Source organism: Streptomyces sp. NPDC090083 (assembly GCF_044747445.1).
Lineage (GTDB): Bacteria > Actinomycetota > Actinomycetes > Streptomycetales > Streptomycetaceae > Streptomyces.
In genome coordinates this window covers 86711-105715 of record NZ_JBIVED010000002.1, presented here as the reverse complement: position 1 = coordinate 105715, position 19005 = coordinate 86711, and the positions used below count along the sequence as shown (strand labels likewise).

Sequence of the window (19005 nt, the reverse complement as noted above, 5' to 3'; positions counted from 1 at the left end):
CAAGGTCGCTCCTGAAGTGCTGTACGTAGTACGTCGCCACTGATGCGCATGTGTCGCGAGAGAGTGGGCATACTGTAGTGCCTGGCGCTAGAGCGAGTGGTACAACCTCGCTAAACCCACCGCACTCGACTGCCGGAGCGAACGGCCCGCGGATTTCAGAACGTTGCCGAGAGCCGCTGCCAACAGGCGTCGAACCAGGCCTGCATGCTTTCCATGAACACGGATCCGGTGGAGTTGGGATCATCCTCGTCGTTGACGTGGCGGATCAGGGTGGACCCCAGACCGAGGACGTCGAGGGCGTCCATCTCCGTCCCGTCGTCGAGGAGGATGGAGCGCTCCACGACTTCGTAGGGGCCGAACAGCGCCTCGGCGCCGGGGCGGAGGTACAGCTTGAAGGCCGGGACCAGAGGGATGCTCCTGACCTCCACCGACACGGAGGGCACCAGTCCCTCCGTCTCCAGGTTCCGCAGGGCCGCGCGGAGCGATGTCGTGTGCCGTCGGGTGATGCCTCGCAGCCGATCCTGTATCTGTTCCTGCAACCGGTCCAATTGCTCGGTGCTCTCGGCCACTTCCGCCGTGTCTGCGCTCTTCAGGGCGCGTGGGTAGGGAAGTTCGAGTGACTCGGCGGGCAACAGCATCCGCAGCTCGATGCGTTCAGGGATGGCGATCTCGCCGGTGCGGATGTGCTCGGCCTGGAGACGGACATGCGCGTCCAGGCTCTCCGACGTGAGGGTGAAGACGTCCAGACGTACGACCGGCTGCGCGAACGCCCGCGTGATGAACGGCCCCAGAGCCGCCCGGAGCCGCGGCGCCTCCTGCGGAACCTTGCCGGAGTGTAGGGGGCTCTTCACCACCCGCGAACCGCTTCCCTGACGGGACTCGATCCACCCTTCGTCCTTCAACTCGCGCAACACCCGCTGGACCGTGTCACGGGAGACTCCGAAGTCGTCGGCGAGCTCGCGCTGCGGGGGCAGGACCTGGCCCAGCGCGTAGCGGCCGTCGGCGATGCGGACACGGAGTTCCTCCAGCAGGGCGTTGAACTCCCTGCCGCCGCCTTCACCACGTCCTGAGCTCACTCCGCAACCGCCCACTCTCCAGATCCCGTTTCAAGGTTCCGAGATCAAGCATCAGGCCGCATCCGAGTCACGGCAAGCAGTCCGATTGGACCGGTTGCCTGGGAGTCAAGCCTGATCCAGCAGGATCCGCAGTACCGCGTGCAGGGAGTCGACGACGTGTTCGGCTCCCGCGTCTCGTAGCAGTTTTTCCTTGCGGTCGTTACGCGCGTAGCCGAGGAACAGCACGCCGGCCCGTTCCGCGGCCTCGAAGTCCGTGGGGGTGTCGCCGATCATCAGGGTGGCCGACGGTGCGGCGCCCAGGCCGTTCAGTGCGCGGTTGAGACAGTGCGGGTCGGGCTTGAGGAGCTGGAGGTCCTGGGTGCGGCCGTAGACGTGCGGGGTGAAGCAGGGCAGGAGGCCGCGGCCGGTCAGGTAAGTGCGTACCACCCGGGGGGAGTTGTTGGTGGCGATGGCCAGCCGTGAGCCCACCGCCGACCAGGTGCGGACCAGCGGGTCGGCGTACGCCGTGGGCATCGCCGAGGTCGTGGCGCGCAGTTCCTCCTGGGTGAGGCGTTCCTCAAGTTCGGCGACCAGGTCGCTGCCCGGATGCCGGCGGTCCACGGCGCGCAGCACCATGTGCGGGTCCAGGGAGTCGCGTTCCCGCTTCGTCAACAGCCCGTGCAGTCCCCGCCCTTCGAGCCACTCGACCAGTTCGCCCGCCACGCGCTCCGCCTTGTGCCCCGCGAACAGCCGGCAGATCGGGCCGTCGAAGTCGAACAGGACGTTGCGGGCCCTGGTGATCAGTTCTCGCAGATTCTCTGTCTCTACTGTCACCTGTTCAGTCTGCGCTGCATCAGAAGTCACTAGGAGAGTGTCAGGTCCGTGGTGATGGTTTCCCAGAGGGCGTCGAACCACAGCTGGGACTGCTCCACGAACGCCGCGTCCCGCTCGCCGGACTGCCGCTGGAAGGAGAAGAGGAGGGACTTGGAGCCGAGGGCGTCGTACATGTCCAGGGTCTGGCTGCCGTACTCCTCCTCCCGTCGCGTCAGCAGGTAGTAACCGAGCAGCGCTTCCTGTTCGTTGAGGAGGTACAGCTTCACGGGCGGGGTGAAGGGGAGCGCGCGGAAGGTGACCTTGACGTCCATGCCGTGCGTGGCGCGCAGGGCCAGCAGATTGTGCTGGAGCACCTGGCCCTGGGCGTTGCGCATGGCCAGCCAGCGCTGGTGGACCGGGCTGTCGCCGTCGCCGCCGTCGACCGGGACGGGGAAGGCGAGGGTGATCTCCCTGGAGGGGACGAGGATGCGGACCTCGATCGACTCGGGGCGCAGCCGGCCCTCGTGGATCTGGCGGAGGGGTTCGCCGATGGCCACCATCAGGGTCTCGGCGGTGTGGCACACCACGTCTATCCGGACGTCCGGTGCCGAGAACGCCGCGGTCAGCCGTGGTGCCAGGCCGACCATCGTCGGCTGGGGTTCACCGTGGGTCGGCGCCGGCGGCTCCGCGATCCGCGGCGGGCTCCCCTTGCTGACGTTGGTCAGCAGGCCCGCTTCCTGGAGAAGCCTCAACGCCTGGCGTACGGCGCCTCGTTCGACCCCGAACTCCTCCGCCAGGTCGGCCTGGGTGGGCAGGCGGTCGCCGGCCTTGAGGTCGCCGGTGCGGATGCGGTCGCGCAGGGCGTCGGCGATCTCCTGGGGCGAGAAGCTTCTGCTGCCATTCACTGCCACGTTCTCCTGGGTCACGACCAAACGGTATAACTCTGCCCCATCTATGGGGAGTTGTTTGGAACCTGATTGTAAGTAGGTGTGAGTAGGTGCCAATCGGGAACAACTTAAGCAGAGTTGGCTGCCAACTTCTCCGAGTTGACTCAAGTTGGTGGAAGTTTTGCTTCCGCAGCCCGAAGGGGGAACCACCGTGCCTGCCATCGCCCTCCTCTCCGCCGTCTTCGTCGTCGGCTTCGAGCAGATCGTCCAGTGGAAGTACGGCGCCACCGGGATCATCGGCCTTCTGCTGCTCTCCATCGGCATCAAGGCCAAGAGCCCGGCCATCAGCTCCGTCGGGGCCGTGGTCCTGGCCCTGCTGGTCACCGGACCGGCTCTGTGAACCACGCGGAGGCGGTCAGCTCGGGGGCATGAGCGTCAGCTCCGAACTGATCGTCTCCCACAGCGCGTTGAACCACAGATGCGACTGTTCCACGAACGTCGTGTCCCGCAGACCCGCACCCTGGTCGAAGGCGAACAGCATGGACCGGGTGCCCTCCGCGTCGTACATCTCCACCTGCTCGTGACCGATCTCCGCCTCCCGCTGGAACAGCGTGTAGTAGGCGAACAGCGCCTCCGTGCCGTTGAGCAGGTAGAGCTTCACCGGTGGGGTGAAGGGGAGCGCGCGGAACGTGATGTGCACATCGATGCCGTGCGTCGCGCGCAGCGCGAGCAGGTTGTGCTTCAACACCTGCCCCTGGGCGTTGCGTTGGGCGAGCCAGCGCCGTTGCAGCAGGCCGTCCGCCGGGGCGTCCACCCGGGACGGGAAGGCGAGCTCGATGTCGCTGCTCGGCAGCAGCACGCGGACGTCGACCTTGGCCGGTTTCAGCCGTCCGGCGTGGATCTGGCGGAGCGGTTCGCCGATGGCGAGGGTGAGCGAGACGGCCGTCAGGCACAGGGCCTCGATCTCGACGTGCGGCTGCGCGAAGGCCTCCGCGATGCGCGGCGCGAGGCCCACCATCGTGGGCTGCGGCGGGGCTCCGGGCCCGGTCGGAGCCGTGCCGAGGCCGGGAGCGACGGTCGCCGGGCTGCCCTTGGTCACATTGGTGAGCAGACGCTCGGACTGCAGGATGCGCAGTGCCTGTCGTACGGCCCCGCGCTCGACGCCGAACTCGTCCGCCAGCTTGGCCTGGGTGGGCATGCGCTGGCCGGGCCGCAGTACACCGGACCTGATCCGGGTGCGCAGTTCGTCGGCCAGCTCGCGGTGTGACCACTGTGGCCGTGGTGACCTCGACCGTCCATTGGCGGTGGCGTGTTCCGGGTCCACGACCAAACCCTACAACTTCCCGCCATCTTTGGGCAGTTCAGCGAAAGGTGGTTATGAGACGCTTCCAAGCGGAGATAACCAGAAGTGAGTTGGTCGCCAACTTAGCCAACTTGGCCGACCGGGTCTCTCTCCTGGAGGGGAGCCGAGAGCCCGGTCAGCCTGCACCACCGCACAACAACCACAACCGAACAGCTACGGATGAGTCCCGTCCATCAACCGGCGTCGGAGGAAGGTTCGTTCAGGTTCGAAGGTTCGTCCAGGTTCAGAAGATGTCCGGGCACCATGGCCGCCCGGACGTACGCAGCAGGGCGTCGGCCACACGGGCGGCGCCCGCTCGTTCTTCCCGGACCCGCCCCAGCGCCGCGAGCCGCACCGCGGACTCGTCCCCGAGCCACAGAGAACCCAACTCCCTTACATCCAGCGTCAGTTCGGCGCTCTCGGTGGTCGGCGCGCACGAGACCCCGCGCGCCGCCGACGCCTCCAGCCGGTAACGCCCGCCGGCCAGTCCGGCACCGTCGACCACCTCGAACACCAACGCGCCCTCCCCCTCGTACGACCGCGCCTCCATGGCCCGTACGACATCCAGGACGCGCACCCACAGCCAGTCCGCCTGGGTCGTGATCGTGGCCGCGCGCGGGTCCGGCAGGAGAAGGGGAAGCAGGTCGTCGGGCGCCCGCTGGTCCGACGTCACCCGCGTCACCCAGTCGATGGAGCAGATGTGGTGCCACAGGGCGCGTTCGGCGGCCGGGGTGGTCGCGATCAGCCCCTTCACCGTGGCCGTGTCCCGCGGCTGCTTGGCATCCGTCCACGTGTCGTCGCAGACGTACGCGGCCAGGCCCTCCACCTCGCCGTCCGCCGACCGGTAGACGGCGTAGAACGGCTCCGCCCACTCCGGGGAGCGGGTCAGGCGCAGGGCACCGGTGGCGACCTGCCACCAGCGGTCGTCGCGGTTGATGACGCCGGGCCGGACGCGGCGGAGCTGTTCGTGCAGCTCGGGGCCGAGCTTGCGGACGTCCGCGCCGTCCACCAGATCGATACGGCCGCCGTTCTCCGGGGCGGACCAGCGGGGGTCCAGGCCTGCCCTCGTGACGTCGATCCGCCACGTCGTCGCGGTGGTGGCGGGGCCGAAGCCGTAGCGGCCGTAGATCCGGTACTCGGCGGCGATCAGGGTGGCCACGACGTCGCCGCGCTCCTTCGCGGCGGCGAGGTCGTGGTTCATCATGCGGGTGAGCAGGCCCCGGCGGCGGTGGGTGGAGGTGACCGTGACGTTCGAGATGGCGTCGGCGGGGACGGGGGTGCCGCCCACGGCGGTCAGTTCCTGCGGGAAGGAGCGGAAGGTCGCCACGCAGCGGCCGTTGTCGAAGGCGGCGAGGGTGCGGGACGGGTCGATGTAGGTGCTGCGGTCCGCGATCTCCTCTTCGCCGACGTCCGGGGTGCGGAGGAAGCCGTGTTCAGGGCGCGGATCCAGTCGGGGATCTCGGGGCGGGTGATGGGGCGGACGGTGAGTGGCGGGTCGTGGCGGGTCATGGATGCACGGTAGGTCGGGGTGGGTGGGGGGTGCCGGGATTTGTTCCGCCCCCCGCCCCCCCTCGGCCCCGAAAGGCCTCGTCCTCAAACGCCGGACGGGCTGCCTGATGACACCGGTCAGAACACCGCTCGGATCTCGCCCACCTCACGGCCTCCGCCCAGGACCGGCGAGCGCCCCAGCGCCTGCGTCGGTACGTCCAGGGTGTCCAGCGCCCGTCTGAGCACCGGGCCCAGGACCCGTCCCGCTCCGTCCTCCACCTTGAACGCCAGCGCGCGGCCGTCCGGCAGCGCGACCGCCTGGACCCCCTCCGCCCCCATCTTCGACAGGGCACCGGGCACGGCACGCATCAGGAACGTGTCGGGGCGCCGGGTCCCGGCGACGTACTCGGGATGCGCCCGCATCGCGTCGGCGACCCGCCGTTCCGCCGAACCGGGCTCCGCGAGGACGAACGAGCGGTACGCGCGAGCGAGACCGGTCAGCGTGATGGCCATCAGCGGGGCGCCGCAGCCGTCCGTGCCCACCGCCGCCACCCGCTCCCCCGACATTTCTTCCACAACCCTGTGGACAAGTTTCTGCAGCGGGTGATCCGGATCCGTGTACGACGACAGCGGCCAGCCCCGCAGCGCGGAGGCCGCCAGCATCGCCGTGTGCTTGCCGGAGCAGTTCATGGCGATCCGGTCGCGCACCCCACCCGACGCCAGATACGTCTCCTGCTCGACAGGGTCCAGCGGAAGATCCGGCGGACACCGCAACTGCCCGGCGTCCAGGCCGTGTTCGGCGAGCAGTCGGCGTACCAGATCACGGTGGAGGAGTTCACCGGAGTGGCTCGCCGCCGCGATGGCGAGGCGTTCCCCGGACAGGTCGAGGCCTGCGCGCAGTACGGCCGCCGCCTGCATCGGCTTGTTGGAGGAGCGGGGGAAGACGGGGGTCGTCACGTCACCCAGGGCCCGTTCCACGGAACCGTCCGCCGCCAGGATCACCAGGCTGCCGCGGTGCCGGCTCTCCACGAAGCCGGAGCGGACCACCTCCGCCAGAACCGGCACGGACACCGGCGCCGGCATCGGCGGGGATGACATGTCATACGGGTCGGCCGTCACACGAGCCCCTCACGTCAGCAGGTCGTCCACCTGTGCCTCTCCCTCACGGTACCTGCGGGCGATCTCCGCGCTGCAGCCGTCGGCCGTGTGCTGGAGGACCTGACGGCGCCGGGACACCTGCTGCTCGTAGCGGACGAGGCGCCCCATCGCGGTGGTCAGTTCGAGGTCGGTACGGGCCTCCAGGTCGGAGAGTTCGACCTCGGCGAGCATCTCGGCGGCGAGCAGCCGGTACTCCTCGCTGTGCGGGGTGCCGAGCGTCACGTGCCGGGCGGAGGAACGGTGCCGGGCGGGCGCGTCCGCGAGGATCTCCGACAGCCGGTCGACGACGGAGGCCGCACCCGCCGGGGACCGCCGGGCCAGTTCGGCGCGCAGGATGTCGATACGGCCCTGGAGAAGCCGGCGCACGTAGCTCAGGTCGGCCTCGTCGCGCTGCGCGTCACGGCGCAGCGCCCGCAGCTCCGGGAGCCGCAGGACGGGCAGGTCGGGCGTGGGCGGATCGGCGGGCAGCAGCGGGCTGTCGACGCGCTGCACGGGCGGACGGCGTCCGGCCGGTCCTCCCGCGCGGATCAGCGGGACAGGCCCGGGGGGCTGCCCGGTACTCGGTGTGGTCATGTGCCTCAACCCGTCCCCTCGACCGGCGTGTGGACAGCATCGTGCCACCCCAAGTGGCCGCTATGTGACTGAGTGCCCCCGAACGGCCCCAGATGGGGGGTTAAGGATCAAAAATAGGCCCGCTGTGAGTGGTTCCCGGCCGCACGGCATCATGGTGCCCATGCGAGCAGTGGTGCAGCGGGTGGACGGCGCGAGCGTCGTCGTGGACGGCGAGACCGTCGGGGCGATCGACGGCGAGGGGCTGTGCGTCCTCGTCGGCGTCACGCACGACGACACCAAGGAGAAGGCGGCCCAACTGGCCCGCAAACTCTGGTCGATCCGCATGCTGCACGACGAGAGGTCGTGCAGCGACATCGACGCCCCGCTCCTGGTCATCAGCCAGTTCACGCTCTACGGCGACGCCCGCAAGGGCCGCAGGCCCACCTGGAACGCCGCCGCCCCCGGCGACATCGCGGAACCGCTCGTCGACGAGGTCGTGGCCCAACTGCGTTCACTGGGCGCCACCGTGGCCACGGGCCGCTTCGGCGCCCAGATGCGCGTCTCCCTCACGAACGACGGCCCGTTCACGGTGGTCGTGGATCTCTAGAGCCTCCGCTCGGCGCGTCACACCCAGAGCTTGACCGCCTCCAGCCAGCGCGTGTTCTCCAGCGCGCCGCCGAAGATGTAGCCGGGGCGCGGCTGGGTGCAGTCCGAGCTGCCCCAGTCGTAGCCGTGGACCTTGGCCGAGCGGCAGATCTGGCCGCTGCCGATGTTGATGGCGAAGCCCGTCATGTAGGGGGCGCCCGACTTCGTGCTGCCGATGTAGTTGTTCTTGCCGTCGCCGATCACGGCCGTCCACTGCGGTTCCCACTTGCCCTGGCCGTTGGTCGACTTGGCGTCGTGGACGAAGGCGTTCGCGGCCGAGCCGTCGCCGCCGTACACCGCGATGTTGAGGGCCTGGATCGGATGGGTCCCGCTCGTCGTCCCGGCGAGCGTGCCGTCGCACACGGGCTTCTGCCAGCCCTGCCCGGAGAGGTAGGCGCGGTAGCAGATGTGCCGCCCGGACGGGTCGTTCTGGTGGAGCCGCTTCACCGCGGTGGCGGCGGTGTCCTGCGCGGGCTTCGCGGTGACGGTGGCCCGCGGCGGCTTCGCGGTCACCGTGACGGTGATTCCGCCCGGGCCTCCCGCTCCTCCGGTTCCTCCCGAGCCGCCTCCCTTCTTGGGGGCCTTCGCGCTCCCCGAGGCCTTCGGCCCGTCCGACGGTGAGGCGGTCGTCCCGCTGGGCAGGGAACTCGGCGGCGGGGAGGTGGCCGACGTCGTGTCCTCGGCCAGCGGACTCCCCGTCGTGCTGCTCGAACGGGCGGTCTGCTTCTGCCGCTCCGTCTTGTCCGGTGCGCTGCTGCCCAGGATCACCAGCGGAACGATGACGAGCGCGGCCACACCGATGGCCACCGGCCCGACGACCAGAGGCTTGTGGAGCAGACCGGGCGACTTGTACTCGTCGTCCGACTGACGCCTTCCGCTGCCCGCGGCGGCCTTCGGACCGAGGCGGACGACGGGAGTGGCCGGGGGCGGGGGCGGAGGCGGCCCGGTGAGTCGTCCCTGCTGCTCCCGCGAGTACGCCTCGACGTCGAAGCCCCCGTCGAGGCTTTCGTCCAGGTCCTCGTCCTCGTCCAGGTCGTCGTCCAGGTCCTGATCCAGACCCTCGTCGGCGTCCTCCTCGCCGTCCTCTTCCCCGTCGTCGTCGCCGTCGTCGTCCTCGCCGCTGTCGAAGGCATCGGCGCCGTCGAGACCGGCCATGCCGGGACCGACGGCTTCCGCGGGCGCGAGCGACGGTTCCCGGTCCTCCAGCTGTGCCTGCGGCTCCTCCTGCTGCTCCAGAAGGCTGCTCGAACCGTCGGGGGCGACCTCGACGAACGCCACGTACCCGGCGGAGGGGTCGGAGATGGTCGCCGTCACATGGGCGTCCAGATCACGTGCGTAGGCCTGGAGTCTGTCGAGGATGGCGGCGTCGACCGACTCGCCCTCCGCGACCGGTACGGGTTCGCCGTCGATGGCGGCGGAGCCGTCGCCGGAGATGACCACCGCGTGGCGGGCCGGCGGCGCGGGCGGCTCCCCGGCGCTCTCCGGCTTGCTGAGGTCCAGCGGTTCCTCCGGCCCGGCGTGCTCGTCCCCCGTGCTCGGTGCGTCCGCCTCGTCCTCTTCACCCCGGCTCATGGCTCTTCCTTTCTGACGCTGCCCGGCCGCATCGCTCCGGCCGGGTACGGCATGACGGTCTCCGGGTGACGCAACGGGCGCCGTACCGGAACGGTTCAATCCAGTGGCAACGGGACAGCGCTGTCCGAGGCGTGGGATGACTTTTCGTCAACCGCACTCGTGACAAAGGCCGTTGAGTACAGTCCGAGGGATGAGCGGCTACGAACCTTCCGTACGTTTCGCCGTCCTGGGGCCGGTTCGGGCCTGGCGCGGTGAACAGGAACTGGACCTGGGCTCGCCACAGCAGCGGGCCGTCCTGGCGGCACTGCTGCTGCGGCGGGGACGCGCCGTGGGCCTCGCCGAACTCCTCGACGCGGTCTGGGGCGAGGAGCATCCCGTGGCCGCCGTGTCCGTCCTCCGGACGTATGTGTCGCGGCTGCGCAAGGTGATCGAGCCGAGCGGAGAGGCGGGCGGGGAGGCGGCCGGGAACCGGCGGGTGGTCGTGTCGGTCGGGGACGGGTACCTGATCCGGCTGCCGGAGGACGGCCTTGATCTCACCGTGTTCGAGCAACGGGTCACCAGGGCGCGGACGTTGCGCGCCGCCGGGGAACTGGCCGCCGCCGCGGAGCTGCTGCGCGCGGCGCTCGACGGCTGGCAGGGTGCGGCCCTGGCCGGACTTCCCGGCCCGCTGGCCGGGTCCGAGGGCGCCCGGCTCGGCGAGGAGCGGCTGGCCACGCTGGAGACCTGGCTGGACATCGAGGTGGAACGCGGACGCCACGGCGAGGTGGTCGCCGAACTGATCACGCTGACCGGCAAGCACCCGCTGCGGGAACAGTTGTGCCGACTGCTCATGCTGGCGCTCTACCGGTCCGGCAGACAGGCCGAGGCACTGGCCGCCTACCGCGCCACGCGCCGCACCCTGGTGGCCGAGCTGGGCATCGAACCCGGTGCGCCGCTGCGGGACCTGCACGACCGCATACTGGCGGCCGACGAGACCCTGGACGTCTGGCCGCCGGGACAGCCGGTGCAGGCCTCTCCGCAGCCACCGGCCGCCCCGGCCGCCCCGGCCTCCCTCTCGTCCCTCTCCTCCACCGCCGACCCCGTCTCACCCGCCGCCCCCGCCGTCGTACACGCGGCCCGGCCCGCACAACTGCCCGCCGATCTGGCCGCGTTCGTCGGCCGGAGCGCCGAACTCGACCGGGCCCGCGCCCTGTTGTCCGAGCGGGACGATCCACCGAGCAGCGTGCTGATCAGTTCGATCGGCGGGATGGCCGGCATCGGCAAGACCACCCTGGCCGTTCACTGGGCGCACGAGATGAGCGACCTCTTCCCCGACGGACAGCTCTACGTCAATCTCCGCGGCTTCGATCCGACCGGCTCGCTCGTGACACCGGACGAGGCCATCCGTATCTTCCTCGGCGCGCTCGGCGTCCCGCCGCCGCGGATACCCGCCGGCCTCGACGCGCAGACCGCGCTCTACCGCAGCATGCTCGCCCAGCGGCGGATGCTGGTGCTGCTCGACAACGCCCGCGACACCGACCAGGTCCGCCCGCTGCTGCCCGGCTCCTCCGGCTGCCTGGTCATCGTCACCAGCCGCAACCAGCTCACCGGCCTGGTCGTCGGCGAAGGGGCGCATCCGCTGCCCCTGGGCCAGCTGTCGTCCGCCGAGGCACACGCCGTCCTGACGGGCCGGCTCGGCGCCGACCGGCCGGCGGCGGAACCGCGGGCGACGGAGGAGATCATCACCCGGTGCGCGCGGCTGCCGCTGGCGCTGGCCATCGTCGCCGCCCATGCCGTCGCCCACCCCGACTTCCCGCTCAGTGCCATCGCCGAGGAACTGCGCGACAGCCACGGCAGCCTCGACGCCTTCGCCTCGGGCGACGACATCACCACCGACGTACGGGCCGTCTTCTCCTGGTCGTACAAGGCGGTGTCCCCGCCGGCCGCGCGCCTGTTCCGGCTGCTGGGCCTGCAGTCCGGACCCGACATCTCCGCGCCCGCCGCGGCGGCCCTCGCCGGGCTGCCCGTGCGGGAGGCCAGGGGGCTGCTCGTCGAGCTGACCCGCGCCAACCTGCTCACCGAACACTTCCCGGGCCGCTACACCCTGCACGACCTGCTGCGCGTCTACGCCGCCGAACGCGTCCACGCCGAGGAGACGCCCCCGGAGCGGGAGCGGGCCGTGGGACAGCTGCTCGCCTGGTATCTGCACACCGCCGACGCCGCCTACCCGCACATCACCCCGCAGCGCCGCCGGATTCCCCTCGAACCGCTGCCCGCCGCATGCCGGCCCCTGGAGTTCACGACCCGCGACCAGGCCCTGGACTGGTGCGAGACCGAGCGGGCCAACCTGGTCGCCGCGGTCCACCAGGCGGCCGGCTCCGGCCGACCGGGCCTCACGTGGCGGCTGCCCGCCGTCCTGTGGGGGTTCTTCTACCTGCGCAGCCATACGCACGACTGGGTCGACATCACCCGGGCGGGGCTGGCCGCCGCCCGTTCGGACGACGACCGCTGGGGCGAGGCGCAGGCTCTCGCGGACCTGGCCGCGGCGCTGCGGAACTCGGGCCGGCTGGACGAGGCCGCCGACCACTTCCGCCGGGCGATGATCGCCTACCGCGACCTCGGGGACGCGGACGCCCGGGGTTCGGCTGTGACCAACCTAGGAGATACGTATCTGCAGTCCGGCCGGCTCGACAAGGCGGTCGAGTACATCCGCCGGGGCCTGGCCGTCGAACGGGTCGTCGGGAGCGTCTGGGGAGTGGGGATCTGCCTGTCCAACCTCGGCGACGTCTACCAGCGGCTCGGCCGGTTCGACGAGGCCGTCGGCTGTCTGGAGCAGGCGCTGGACATCATGCGCACCCACGACAACCGCTGGGTCGAGGGCGTCACCCTCGACATCCTCGGTACGGTCCACCGCCGCCTCCATCGCTACGACGACGCCGTCGGCTACTACCACGAGGCCCTCAAGACGCACAGGGACGTCGGCAACCGGTGGGGGGAGGGCCACACGCTGGGCAACCTGGGCGACGCCCAACTGGCCGCCGACGAACCGGAAGCCGCCCGCGACAGCTGGCGGCAGGCCCTGGCGATCTTCGTGGAGTTCGACCACCAGGACGCCGCGAAGATACGCGAGCGCCTCGGCCGGATGAAGGACGATCACGACCCGGCCGCGGCCCCGGCGGAAGCGGGGACACGGCCGGACGACACCCCTACGGCGGAGGAGAGGTGACAGGGATTCAGCCCCCGGGTCAGCTCGCGTCGTGGTAGACACGGCCGCTGGCGTTGGCGGTCGTACCGTCGTAGAGACCGGTCGGACTGGTCTGGGTGGAGAGCGTGAACCACGCGTAGCGCTCCACGAAGTCCAGGCTGTCCAGCATCTGCGTCGACGACGTGATGAAGGCGGTCTGCTCCTGCTCGCTGGGGTAGCGGGGAGTCGGCCCGGAGAAGTCGATCAGCCCGTACTCGGTCAGCCAGATCGGCTTGTGGTAGCGGTCCCAGACCGCCTGCAGATAGCCGCGCAGCTGGTTCGCGGCGTCCGGGCCGAAGTCGGAGCCGTACCAGTGCACCGGGATGAAGTCGACGCGCAGGTTGCGGTCGGCGGCTCCCTTCATGAAGCGGTCGAGCCAGCCGCCGTCCACATCGGCGCCGGCGGCGACCGCGGGTGCGCCCAGGCGCAGGCCCGTGGCCTCCAGCCGCGGCCACAGGTCGAGGGCCTGCTCGGGCGTCATGTTCGCCTGCCCGCCGTTGTCGGGCTCGTTGAAGCCGAGGAGTTCCTTGGTGCCGCCCTGGGTGGCGGCGGCCAGTTCGGCGTCGGTGACGGAGCCGGGGCCCCAGATCATCGGGACGTAGTCGACGCCGTCCGGCCTGGTGACCGCGCCGGTGGAGGAGGCCCAGTTGAAGTACCAGGAGGCGCCCGAGTCGGCGAGCGCCTGGGAGGCACCGTCGACGGGGTTGAGGCTGACGCCCTTGCGGAGCGGGGCGGCGGTGACGGCGTGCTCCGTGACCGGGGCGGGCTGGGTGGTGGCGGGGTCGGCCGGGGCGGTGGCGCCGGTCCCGAAGGCGACGGTCAGGCCGCTGCACTTGGTGCACTGGTACATGACCTTGTTGCCCGGCTCGGCGTCCTGCTTCGACCAGGCGTACGCCGTCGGGCACTTCTGGTTGATCATGTCGCTGTACGGGGTCTTCGCGTCCCGGTTCGGGTTGGTGCACACCAGGGGCGTGCCCGCCGAGTCCCTGGTCAGGTTGTCGGCCGGGCAGGCGGACAGCAGGTCCTCGGCACAGCCGGCGACCGCGCACTCGCCGCTCGCGGGAGGCGTCACGTCGTTCGGGGTGATGGTGACGGGCGCGGCGACGGCGTCGACGTAGCTGACGTCGTACCAGGGGGCCAGGGAGTCGGCCGGGTCGAAGTTGAACTCGGCGAGCCCGGTGGGCTGTTGGCCGAGGGAGCAGTGGTCGGCGTAGGGTCCGCAGTCGCCGACGGCGCAGTGGAACGTGCTCCCGTCGTCGCCGCCGCACCCCTGGCGGGCGAAGAGGGTGCCGCGCCAGTGCCCGGCGCCCTCGTGCTCAGGGATGCTGATCGTGGCGGACTGGCCGGGGTCCAGCGTCGGCAGTCCGGTGAGCGCGGCCGAACCGTCGGCGTTGACCTCGCTGCCGACCCAGATCCGGGCGTCGGTGCGGTTCTGCAGGGTGATGGTGTGGTCGGCGACGTCCGCGGCCGGCGTCCCGTCGATGGCCGTGCCGCCGGACCGGTGGGTCTCGATGGCCACGGCGGTGCCTGTCACACCGACGATCACCAGGAGCAGGGCGAGGAGGAGTGATGTGCGTCTGCGCATAGAGCGTGCCTCTCCGTTGGCTTGCGCGCTGGGGGGCGGGGATACCGGATCCGAGGGCGGCGACGATCAGTGGTCGCCGCCGGTGGCACGACGGATCGGAGGGAGGGATGGTTCAGGGGGCGGGGGATCGAATTACCCTCTGCGAAGCCTCGTCTGACCGCTGCCGTTGACGGTGCCGTGCTGCCGCGCGGGGCTCGCGAGGCGGGAAGGTGAGGGGTCGGCCGTGGTGCCGGTACCGGGCGGAGCACCGCGGACAAGCGCGGGGTCGTTGACGACCGCCAGACCGATCTGGTCCAGCAGGGGCGACACCGGCGGCAGTGAGGACTCGTGGACGTCCGCGAGGTCGGGGTGCTTGAGCAGGGGCGACACCGGCATCGGCTCCGGTGCCAGGGGCCAGTCCGTGCGCTCGGCGAGATCGGCGGTGCCCTGCGGGCTCAGCGGTGCGTCGACCGCCCTGAGTTCCTCGGCCGACGGTGAATCGGCGGGGGTGGGCGTGGGTGTCCGCGTCTGACGCAGGCCCTCCGTGCGGTAGGGAAGGAACTCGCCCCCGTCGAAGTGCGCCACCTCATGCATCTCCGGAGTGAAGGATTCCTGGTCGCGGAGCCGCTGTCTCTCCAGCAGGTCGAGGGAGTTCGCGTCGAGAAGGGTGTCGTCGCTCGGGTCCTGAAAACTCCTCGGGGCCTCCGGGTCCCGTGACTGCGCCGGGCGCTCCCACTGGCTGCGGAGCATCGCGAACTGTGCCGCGTCGGCGGCCATGATGCTGTCCCTGGCCGCGTTCATCGCCTCTTCGGCCGTCACCTCCCGCCGCGGCACCTGGGTGTTCGACCCGCGCTGTTCGGGAGGCCGTACGTCGCCCGCGCCCGGGGGCGCCATGCGCCTGGACTCCCGTGCCGTCGCGTTGTTGAAGGATCTCGCGAGGACCGGCATGCTGTCGGGCGCCGCGATGAGCGCCGCCAGCAGCTTCTTGTTCCCTGGCCCCCGCAGTTCCTTGAGGATCGCGTCCTCGACGTCCGCGCGCCGGGCCGGCGGGAGTCCCCGGAGCCCCTGTTCGAGCCCCGTCATCCGTTCGTGCAGCGACTGGGTCTTCTCCGACATGAACGCTCTCCGGCGCTCGGGCACCGGCCCCCAGGCCTGCCGGCCCTCCTCGGCCGAGGGCACGTGGCCCCGCCCCGGCTCCTGCACGGAGCCCTGTTCCCGCTCCTGGCCCGGACCCTGTTCCCGGCCGGAGTACACGGGCTCCGGTTCGCCTCCGGGGGACGTGGCCTCCTCGCCTCCGCCCAGACCCACCGCCCGCAGCGTCCGGTTGGCCGCGCGGCGCAGCAACTGCCACAGCTCGGACAGCAGATCCGGTTCCGCCGCGCGCGCGAAGTCCGCGCGGATCTCCCGGCGCAGGCCGTACTCGGTGCGGAGTACGTCCTTCGCCATCGCGGACGGGCTCCTGACCAGCCGCGCCCGACTCGGGGAAGGCGTGCTGTTCTGTGCCACGGTGCCCCTCTCTCAGGTCAGTGCCGGGAAGCCGCCGCGTCGGGCAGCGGCCGGGGCCGCTCCGCCGGGGCCGCCGGCTCGAATCCCCTCGGCAGCGGCGGCAGACCGGCGGGCAGCGGAGTCCCGGGGAACCGCAGGCCGCCGCCCGCCGGTCGCGGTGGGTTCTGCCGGGCGCGGAGTCCGCCCGTCTCCGTGCCGCGGCGCCGCTTCAGCAGACCCCGCGGCGCGAACCGCCAGGTGTGGGCGATGGACATGTTCGTACCTCCGGGTCCGTCCGGCGGTGGTCTGTCGGCTGGGTCCCGACGCCGGCTCGGCGAGCACAACGGACCGCACCGGCCCGAGGGTTCAGCTCGACGGCCGCACCCTTGCGAGGGTGCGGCCGTTGTGGGCCGGGCCGGTGGGACGCGTCGGTCAGCCGCGGCCGTGCGGCTGCGCCTGCGTCTGGTGCGCCTGGTGCCCGGTTGAGCTTGAGGCAGTAGCGTCACTCCCGTGCTGCTGGTACTGACTCAGGTCGTGCGTCGGCTGGTAGGTGTAGTTGCCGGCGGGGTACGGCTGCTGGTAGTCGGTGGGCAGGGACGAGTGGGACGACTGGGTTGCGGGCGTCTGGTACCCGGGCCGGATGTCGCCCATTCCGTATCCGAGGTTCGCGTCGGTGTGCATGTACATCGGGCCGCCTCGGTCGGCATGCGGGTCGTGCACCAGACCGATCCCGGTCGCGAAGGCGTTCGTGTACGTTCCCACGTTGTTCGTCACCGTGGCCGGGATCCCGCCCGAAGGGAGCAGGCTGGATGCGAGGTTGTTCCCCAGGGCGACGACCCGGGACGTGGTTGCCACGGTCGCCCACGGGTCCATGGGCTCGCCGGCCTTACTGGCCTTGTACGCGTCGTAGCCTTCCTTCACGACCGCGACTCCCTGCGAGCCGACTCCCACCGCGTTGGTGATCGTCTTCGCCTTGCCCTCCGGCATCAGGTTGGCGGCGCCCTGGATCAGGGTCGGCACCATCTCGACCAGAGCCTTCGTCAGCTTGCTCTTGTTCTCCCAGGCCCACTGCATGGCCCGCTTGTCCCAGCGGGCGACCCGCTGCGCCTCGGCAGCTTCTGGGGTGACCGCGAAGTAACTCTTGCTGTTCTGGTCGTACACGCCGACGGCTCCCTGGAAGACCGCGGGTGCGGAGTCCGGGACCGACTTGCTCGACGAGGCTATGTCAGGGGCCTTTCCTTTCCCCTTGTCAGTGATCCTGACGGAGTGAAAGGAGCTGGCGTTGGAATCCGCACTGCCGCCGGATTCCTGTGAACGTGAACGTGGCATTCTGCCCTTCTTTCCGAGTGGTGATCGCTCCATAAGGCGCCTTGGGGGCGTCAGACCCGGTGCGACCTGTCAGATTGGTGCTCCGCTCGACCGCCACAACGCTTCTCCGGGTGTCTCGGTTCACCTCCTTTCGCATCGGGTCACTTTTCGTCCGCCCTCTCGGCATCGCCCCGAGATCGCCTTTCTGGCCGGGGAGTTCGCGAGCCCCTGGACGGCGTGCTGTTTCAGGGCGCGGCCGGGGGAGGCGGCGGGGGCGGGCCGAACGGATCCATGGCGTCGACCTTGGGCGTTTCCTTCGGGCGGTGCATGCCGGGCTTGCATCCGGCGAAGGGGCCCTGAGGGTCCCGCAGGGCGGCCATGGTGCTCGTCAGGTAGTCACGGTGCCAGCTGGCGGGGCCCACCACCGCGGAGCCGGGGCCGGTCAGTTCGCTCCAGGCGAGCCACAGGGCGTGGAGTTGGGCGACCGCCTCGGGGTGCTCCCACCAGCGGGCGCACCAGGGGGCCGTGGACGTGATCTCCCTGCCGTAGACCGGGAGCAGCACATGGTGCGTCCACAGGGTCAGCTGGCGCAGCGAGTTCGCGTAGGCCTGGCCCTCTAGGTAGAGGATGAACTGCGGTGGCGCGGGCGGCTTCTCCTTGGGGGCCGCGCCGGGCATCTCCCCGGGAGGTGAGTCCGTTGCGGTTCCCGGACCCTCGGGCCTCTCCGTCTGCATGGTCGACATGACACTCCTTCTGTGGTTCGGCGGGGTTCTCGGTTCTGGAGGAGGACGTCACGCGTCCGGCCGCACCACGCCCAGGATCTGCATCGACGCCGCCGGCGACTCGTACACGTAACGCCCCGGCCTCGGCGCCGAGATGATGTTGCCGCCGCCGACGTAGATCGCCACATGGCTGGCGTCGGAGAAGTAGATGATGAGGTCGCCGGGGCGCATGTCCTCGATCGGGACGTGCTTCAGCTGGGCCCACTGCATCTCCGAGGTGCGGGGGATGGTGACGCCCGCCGCGAGCCACGCCTGCGAGGTGAGGCCGGAGCAGTCGTAGGAGTCGGGGCCCTCGGCGCCCCAGACGTAGGGCTTGCCGATCTGCTGGACGGCGAAGGCGATGGCCTTCTTGCCGGCGGGTGTCGCGTCCGTGCCGATCTTCTGGAGGATGCCCGTGCTCTCCCACTTCGCCTGGGCCTGGTCGGACTCCTTCTTCTCCAGGTCGGCGAGGCGGGCCCGCTCCTGCGCGGCGAGCGAGGCCTCCAGCTCCTTGGCCTCGGCGATGTGCTGCTCGATCGTCCGGCGCTGCTTCGCCATCGCGCCGCGGCTCGCCCGCAGCCGTTTCAGTTCGGCCGCCGCCTCGTCCGTGCGGGTGCCCAGGTCCGACTTCGTCGTCTTCAGTTCGGCCAGCAGGTTCTGGGTGTTCTGCTGGGCCCGGAGCGCCAGCCCCGCGTTGTCCAGGGCCCGTCCGGGGTCGTCGGCCAACGCGAACTGGAGCTCGGCGGGTACTCCGCCGCCGCGGTACTGGGCCGCGGCCGCCGCACCCGCCATCGAGGTGAGCCGGGTCAACTTGGTCTCGGTCGTGCGGATGCGGGTCTGGAGTGCGGTGACACGCCGCTGCTGCGCGGTCACCTTTCCGTCCGCGGCGTTGTACTTGTCCGTCGCCACTTCCGCGTCGTGGTAGAGGCTCTGGAGCCTGGCCTGTACCTCGGTGAGGGTCCCGGGGTCGGCCTGGGCGCCCTGTTGGCTCGCCGCCGTCAGGGCGCAGGCCAGGGCGAGGGCTGCCGCCGCCCGGTGGCCGTGTCTGCGCGAGGGCCGTCTCATCTGGGCCGAAGCTTCCTTCCTGCGCGTCGGTGAGGATGCGTGGGCACAACGGGCGCCACCCGTACGGCGGTTCAGTGAAGATGCGAC

16 protein-coding genes and 1 pseudogene are annotated in these 19005 nt (G+C 70.7%); 3 read left to right on the top strand and 14 right to left on the bottom strand.

Features of this window, described 5'->3' with window-relative positions:
- Positions 1-155: 155 nt before the first annotated feature.
- From ACIPTO_RS06250 to ACIPTO_RS06240, 3 genes are all read right to left on the bottom strand, one after another.
- A complete protein-coding gene (locus tag ACIPTO_RS06250; protein ID WP_401189819.1) occupies positions 156-1076 on the bottom strand; it encodes a GntR family transcriptional regulator in 921 nt (306 codons plus the stop codon).
- A 105-nt stretch (positions 1077-1181) separates the two neighbouring features.
- Positions 1182-1919, bottom strand: coding sequence for an HAD family hydrolase (locus ACIPTO_RS06245; RefSeq protein ID WP_401189818.1), 738 nt, complete (start codon positions 1917-1919; stop codon positions 1182-1184).
- Positions 1919-2800 (bottom strand): GntR family transcriptional regulator, encoded by an 882-nt coding sequence (locus tag ACIPTO_RS06240; RefSeq protein WP_401189816.1) that lies wholly within the window; start codon positions 2798-2800, stop codon positions 1919-1921. Before ACIPTO_RS06240 ends, ACIPTO_RS06245 begins: the two co-directional genes overlap by 1 nt.
- 166 nt (positions 2801-2966) lie before the next feature.
- On the opposite strand from ACIPTO_RS06240, the gene ACIPTO_RS06235 reads away from it, so the two are divergent.
- The gene (locus ACIPTO_RS06235; protein WP_366323879.1) at positions 2967-3155 is read left to right on the top strand and encodes a hypothetical protein; all 189 of its coding nucleotides are present in this window, start codon (positions 2967-2969) and stop codon (positions 3153-3155) included.
- A gap of 15 nt (positions 3156-3170) precedes the next feature.
- On the opposite strand, the gene ACIPTO_RS06230 is transcribed toward ACIPTO_RS06235, so the two are convergent.
- The 4 genes and pseudogenes from ACIPTO_RS06230 to ACIPTO_RS06215 all read right to left on the bottom strand — a co-directional run bounded on the left by ACIPTO_RS06230 (position 3171) and on the right by ACIPTO_RS06215 (position 7316).
- Positions 3171-4085, bottom strand: coding sequence for a winged helix-turn-helix domain-containing protein (locus tag ACIPTO_RS06230; protein ID WP_401189814.1), 915 nt, complete (start codon positions 4083-4085; stop codon positions 3171-3173).
- A 256-nt stretch (positions 4086-4341) separates the two neighbouring features.
- Positions 4342-5606: pseudogene (locus ACIPTO_RS06225) on the bottom strand (GNAT family N-acetyltransferase).
- 117 nt (positions 5607-5723) lie between these two features.
- Positions 5724-6683 carry an asparaginase gene (locus tag ACIPTO_RS06220; protein WP_401189812.1) on the bottom strand — a complete coding sequence of 320 codons (960 nt, stop codon included), beginning with the start codon at positions 6681-6683 and terminating at the stop codon, positions 5724-5726.
- Positions 6684-6713: 30 nt separating this feature from the next.
- The gene (locus ACIPTO_RS06215) at positions 6714-7316 is read right to left on the bottom strand and encodes an aerial mycelium formation protein (protein ID WP_366323871.1); all 603 of its coding nucleotides are present in this window, start codon (positions 7314-7316) and stop codon (positions 6714-6716) included.
- A gap of 160 nt (positions 7317-7476) precedes the next feature.
- On the opposite strand from ACIPTO_RS06215, the gene dtd reads away from it, so the two are divergent.
- Positions 7477-7902: a D-aminoacyl-tRNA deacylase gene (gene dtd, locus ACIPTO_RS06210; protein ID WP_366323869.1), complete on the top strand. Its 426-nt coding sequence runs from the start codon at positions 7477-7479 to the stop codon at positions 7900-7902.
- Positions 7903-7919: 17 nt separating this feature from the next.
- Here dtd and ACIPTO_RS06205 read toward each other — a convergent pair whose 3' ends face one another.
- Entirely contained in the window at positions 7920-9512 is a 1593-nt protein-coding gene (locus ACIPTO_RS06205) for a hypothetical protein (protein ID WP_401189810.1), read from the bottom strand.
- Positions 9513-9702: 190 nt separating this feature from the next.
- On the opposite strand from ACIPTO_RS06205, the gene ACIPTO_RS06200 reads away from it, so the two are divergent.
- Complete coding sequence (locus tag ACIPTO_RS06200; RefSeq protein ID WP_401189808.1) at positions 9703-12717, top strand: AfsR/SARP family transcriptional regulator; 3015 nt, start codon at positions 9703-9705, stop codon at positions 12715-12717.
- Positions 12718-12736: 19 nt separating this feature from the next.
- Here ACIPTO_RS06200 and ACIPTO_RS06195 read toward each other — a convergent pair whose 3' ends face one another.
- The 6 genes from ACIPTO_RS06195 to ACIPTO_RS06170 all read right to left on the bottom strand — a co-directional run bounded on the left by ACIPTO_RS06195 (position 12737) and on the right by ACIPTO_RS06170 (position 18918).
- Positions 12737-14320, bottom strand: a complete 1584-nt coding sequence (locus tag ACIPTO_RS06195; protein WP_401189806.1) for a glycosyl hydrolase — start codon at positions 14318-14320, stop codon at positions 12737-12739.
- Positions 14321-14452: 132 nt separating this feature from the next.
- A complete protein-coding gene (locus ACIPTO_RS06190) occupies positions 14453-15745 on the bottom strand; it encodes a hypothetical protein (RefSeq protein ID WP_401189804.1) in 1293 nt (430 codons plus the stop codon).
- Between the two features lie 77 nt (positions 15746-15822).
- A complete protein-coding gene (locus tag ACIPTO_RS06185; RefSeq protein ID WP_366323860.1) occupies positions 15823-16059 on the bottom strand; it encodes a hypothetical protein in 237 nt (78 codons plus the stop codon).
- A gap of 157 nt (positions 16060-16216) precedes the next feature.
- The gene (locus tag ACIPTO_RS06180) at positions 16217-16945 is read right to left on the bottom strand and encodes a hypothetical protein (protein WP_366323858.1); all 729 of its coding nucleotides are present in this window, start codon (positions 16943-16945) and stop codon (positions 16217-16219) included.
- Positions 16946-17337: 392 nt separating this feature from the next.
- Positions 17338-17769, bottom strand: coding sequence for a DUF4913 domain-containing protein (locus ACIPTO_RS06175; RefSeq protein WP_366324064.1), 432 nt, complete (start codon positions 17767-17769; stop codon positions 17338-17340).
- Between the two features lie 114 nt (positions 17770-17883).
- Positions 17884-18918, bottom strand: coding sequence for an NlpC/P60 family protein (locus tag ACIPTO_RS06170; RefSeq protein ID WP_366323856.1), 1035 nt, complete (start codon positions 18916-18918; stop codon positions 17884-17886).
- Between the last annotated feature and the right edge of the window lie 87 nt (positions 18919-19005).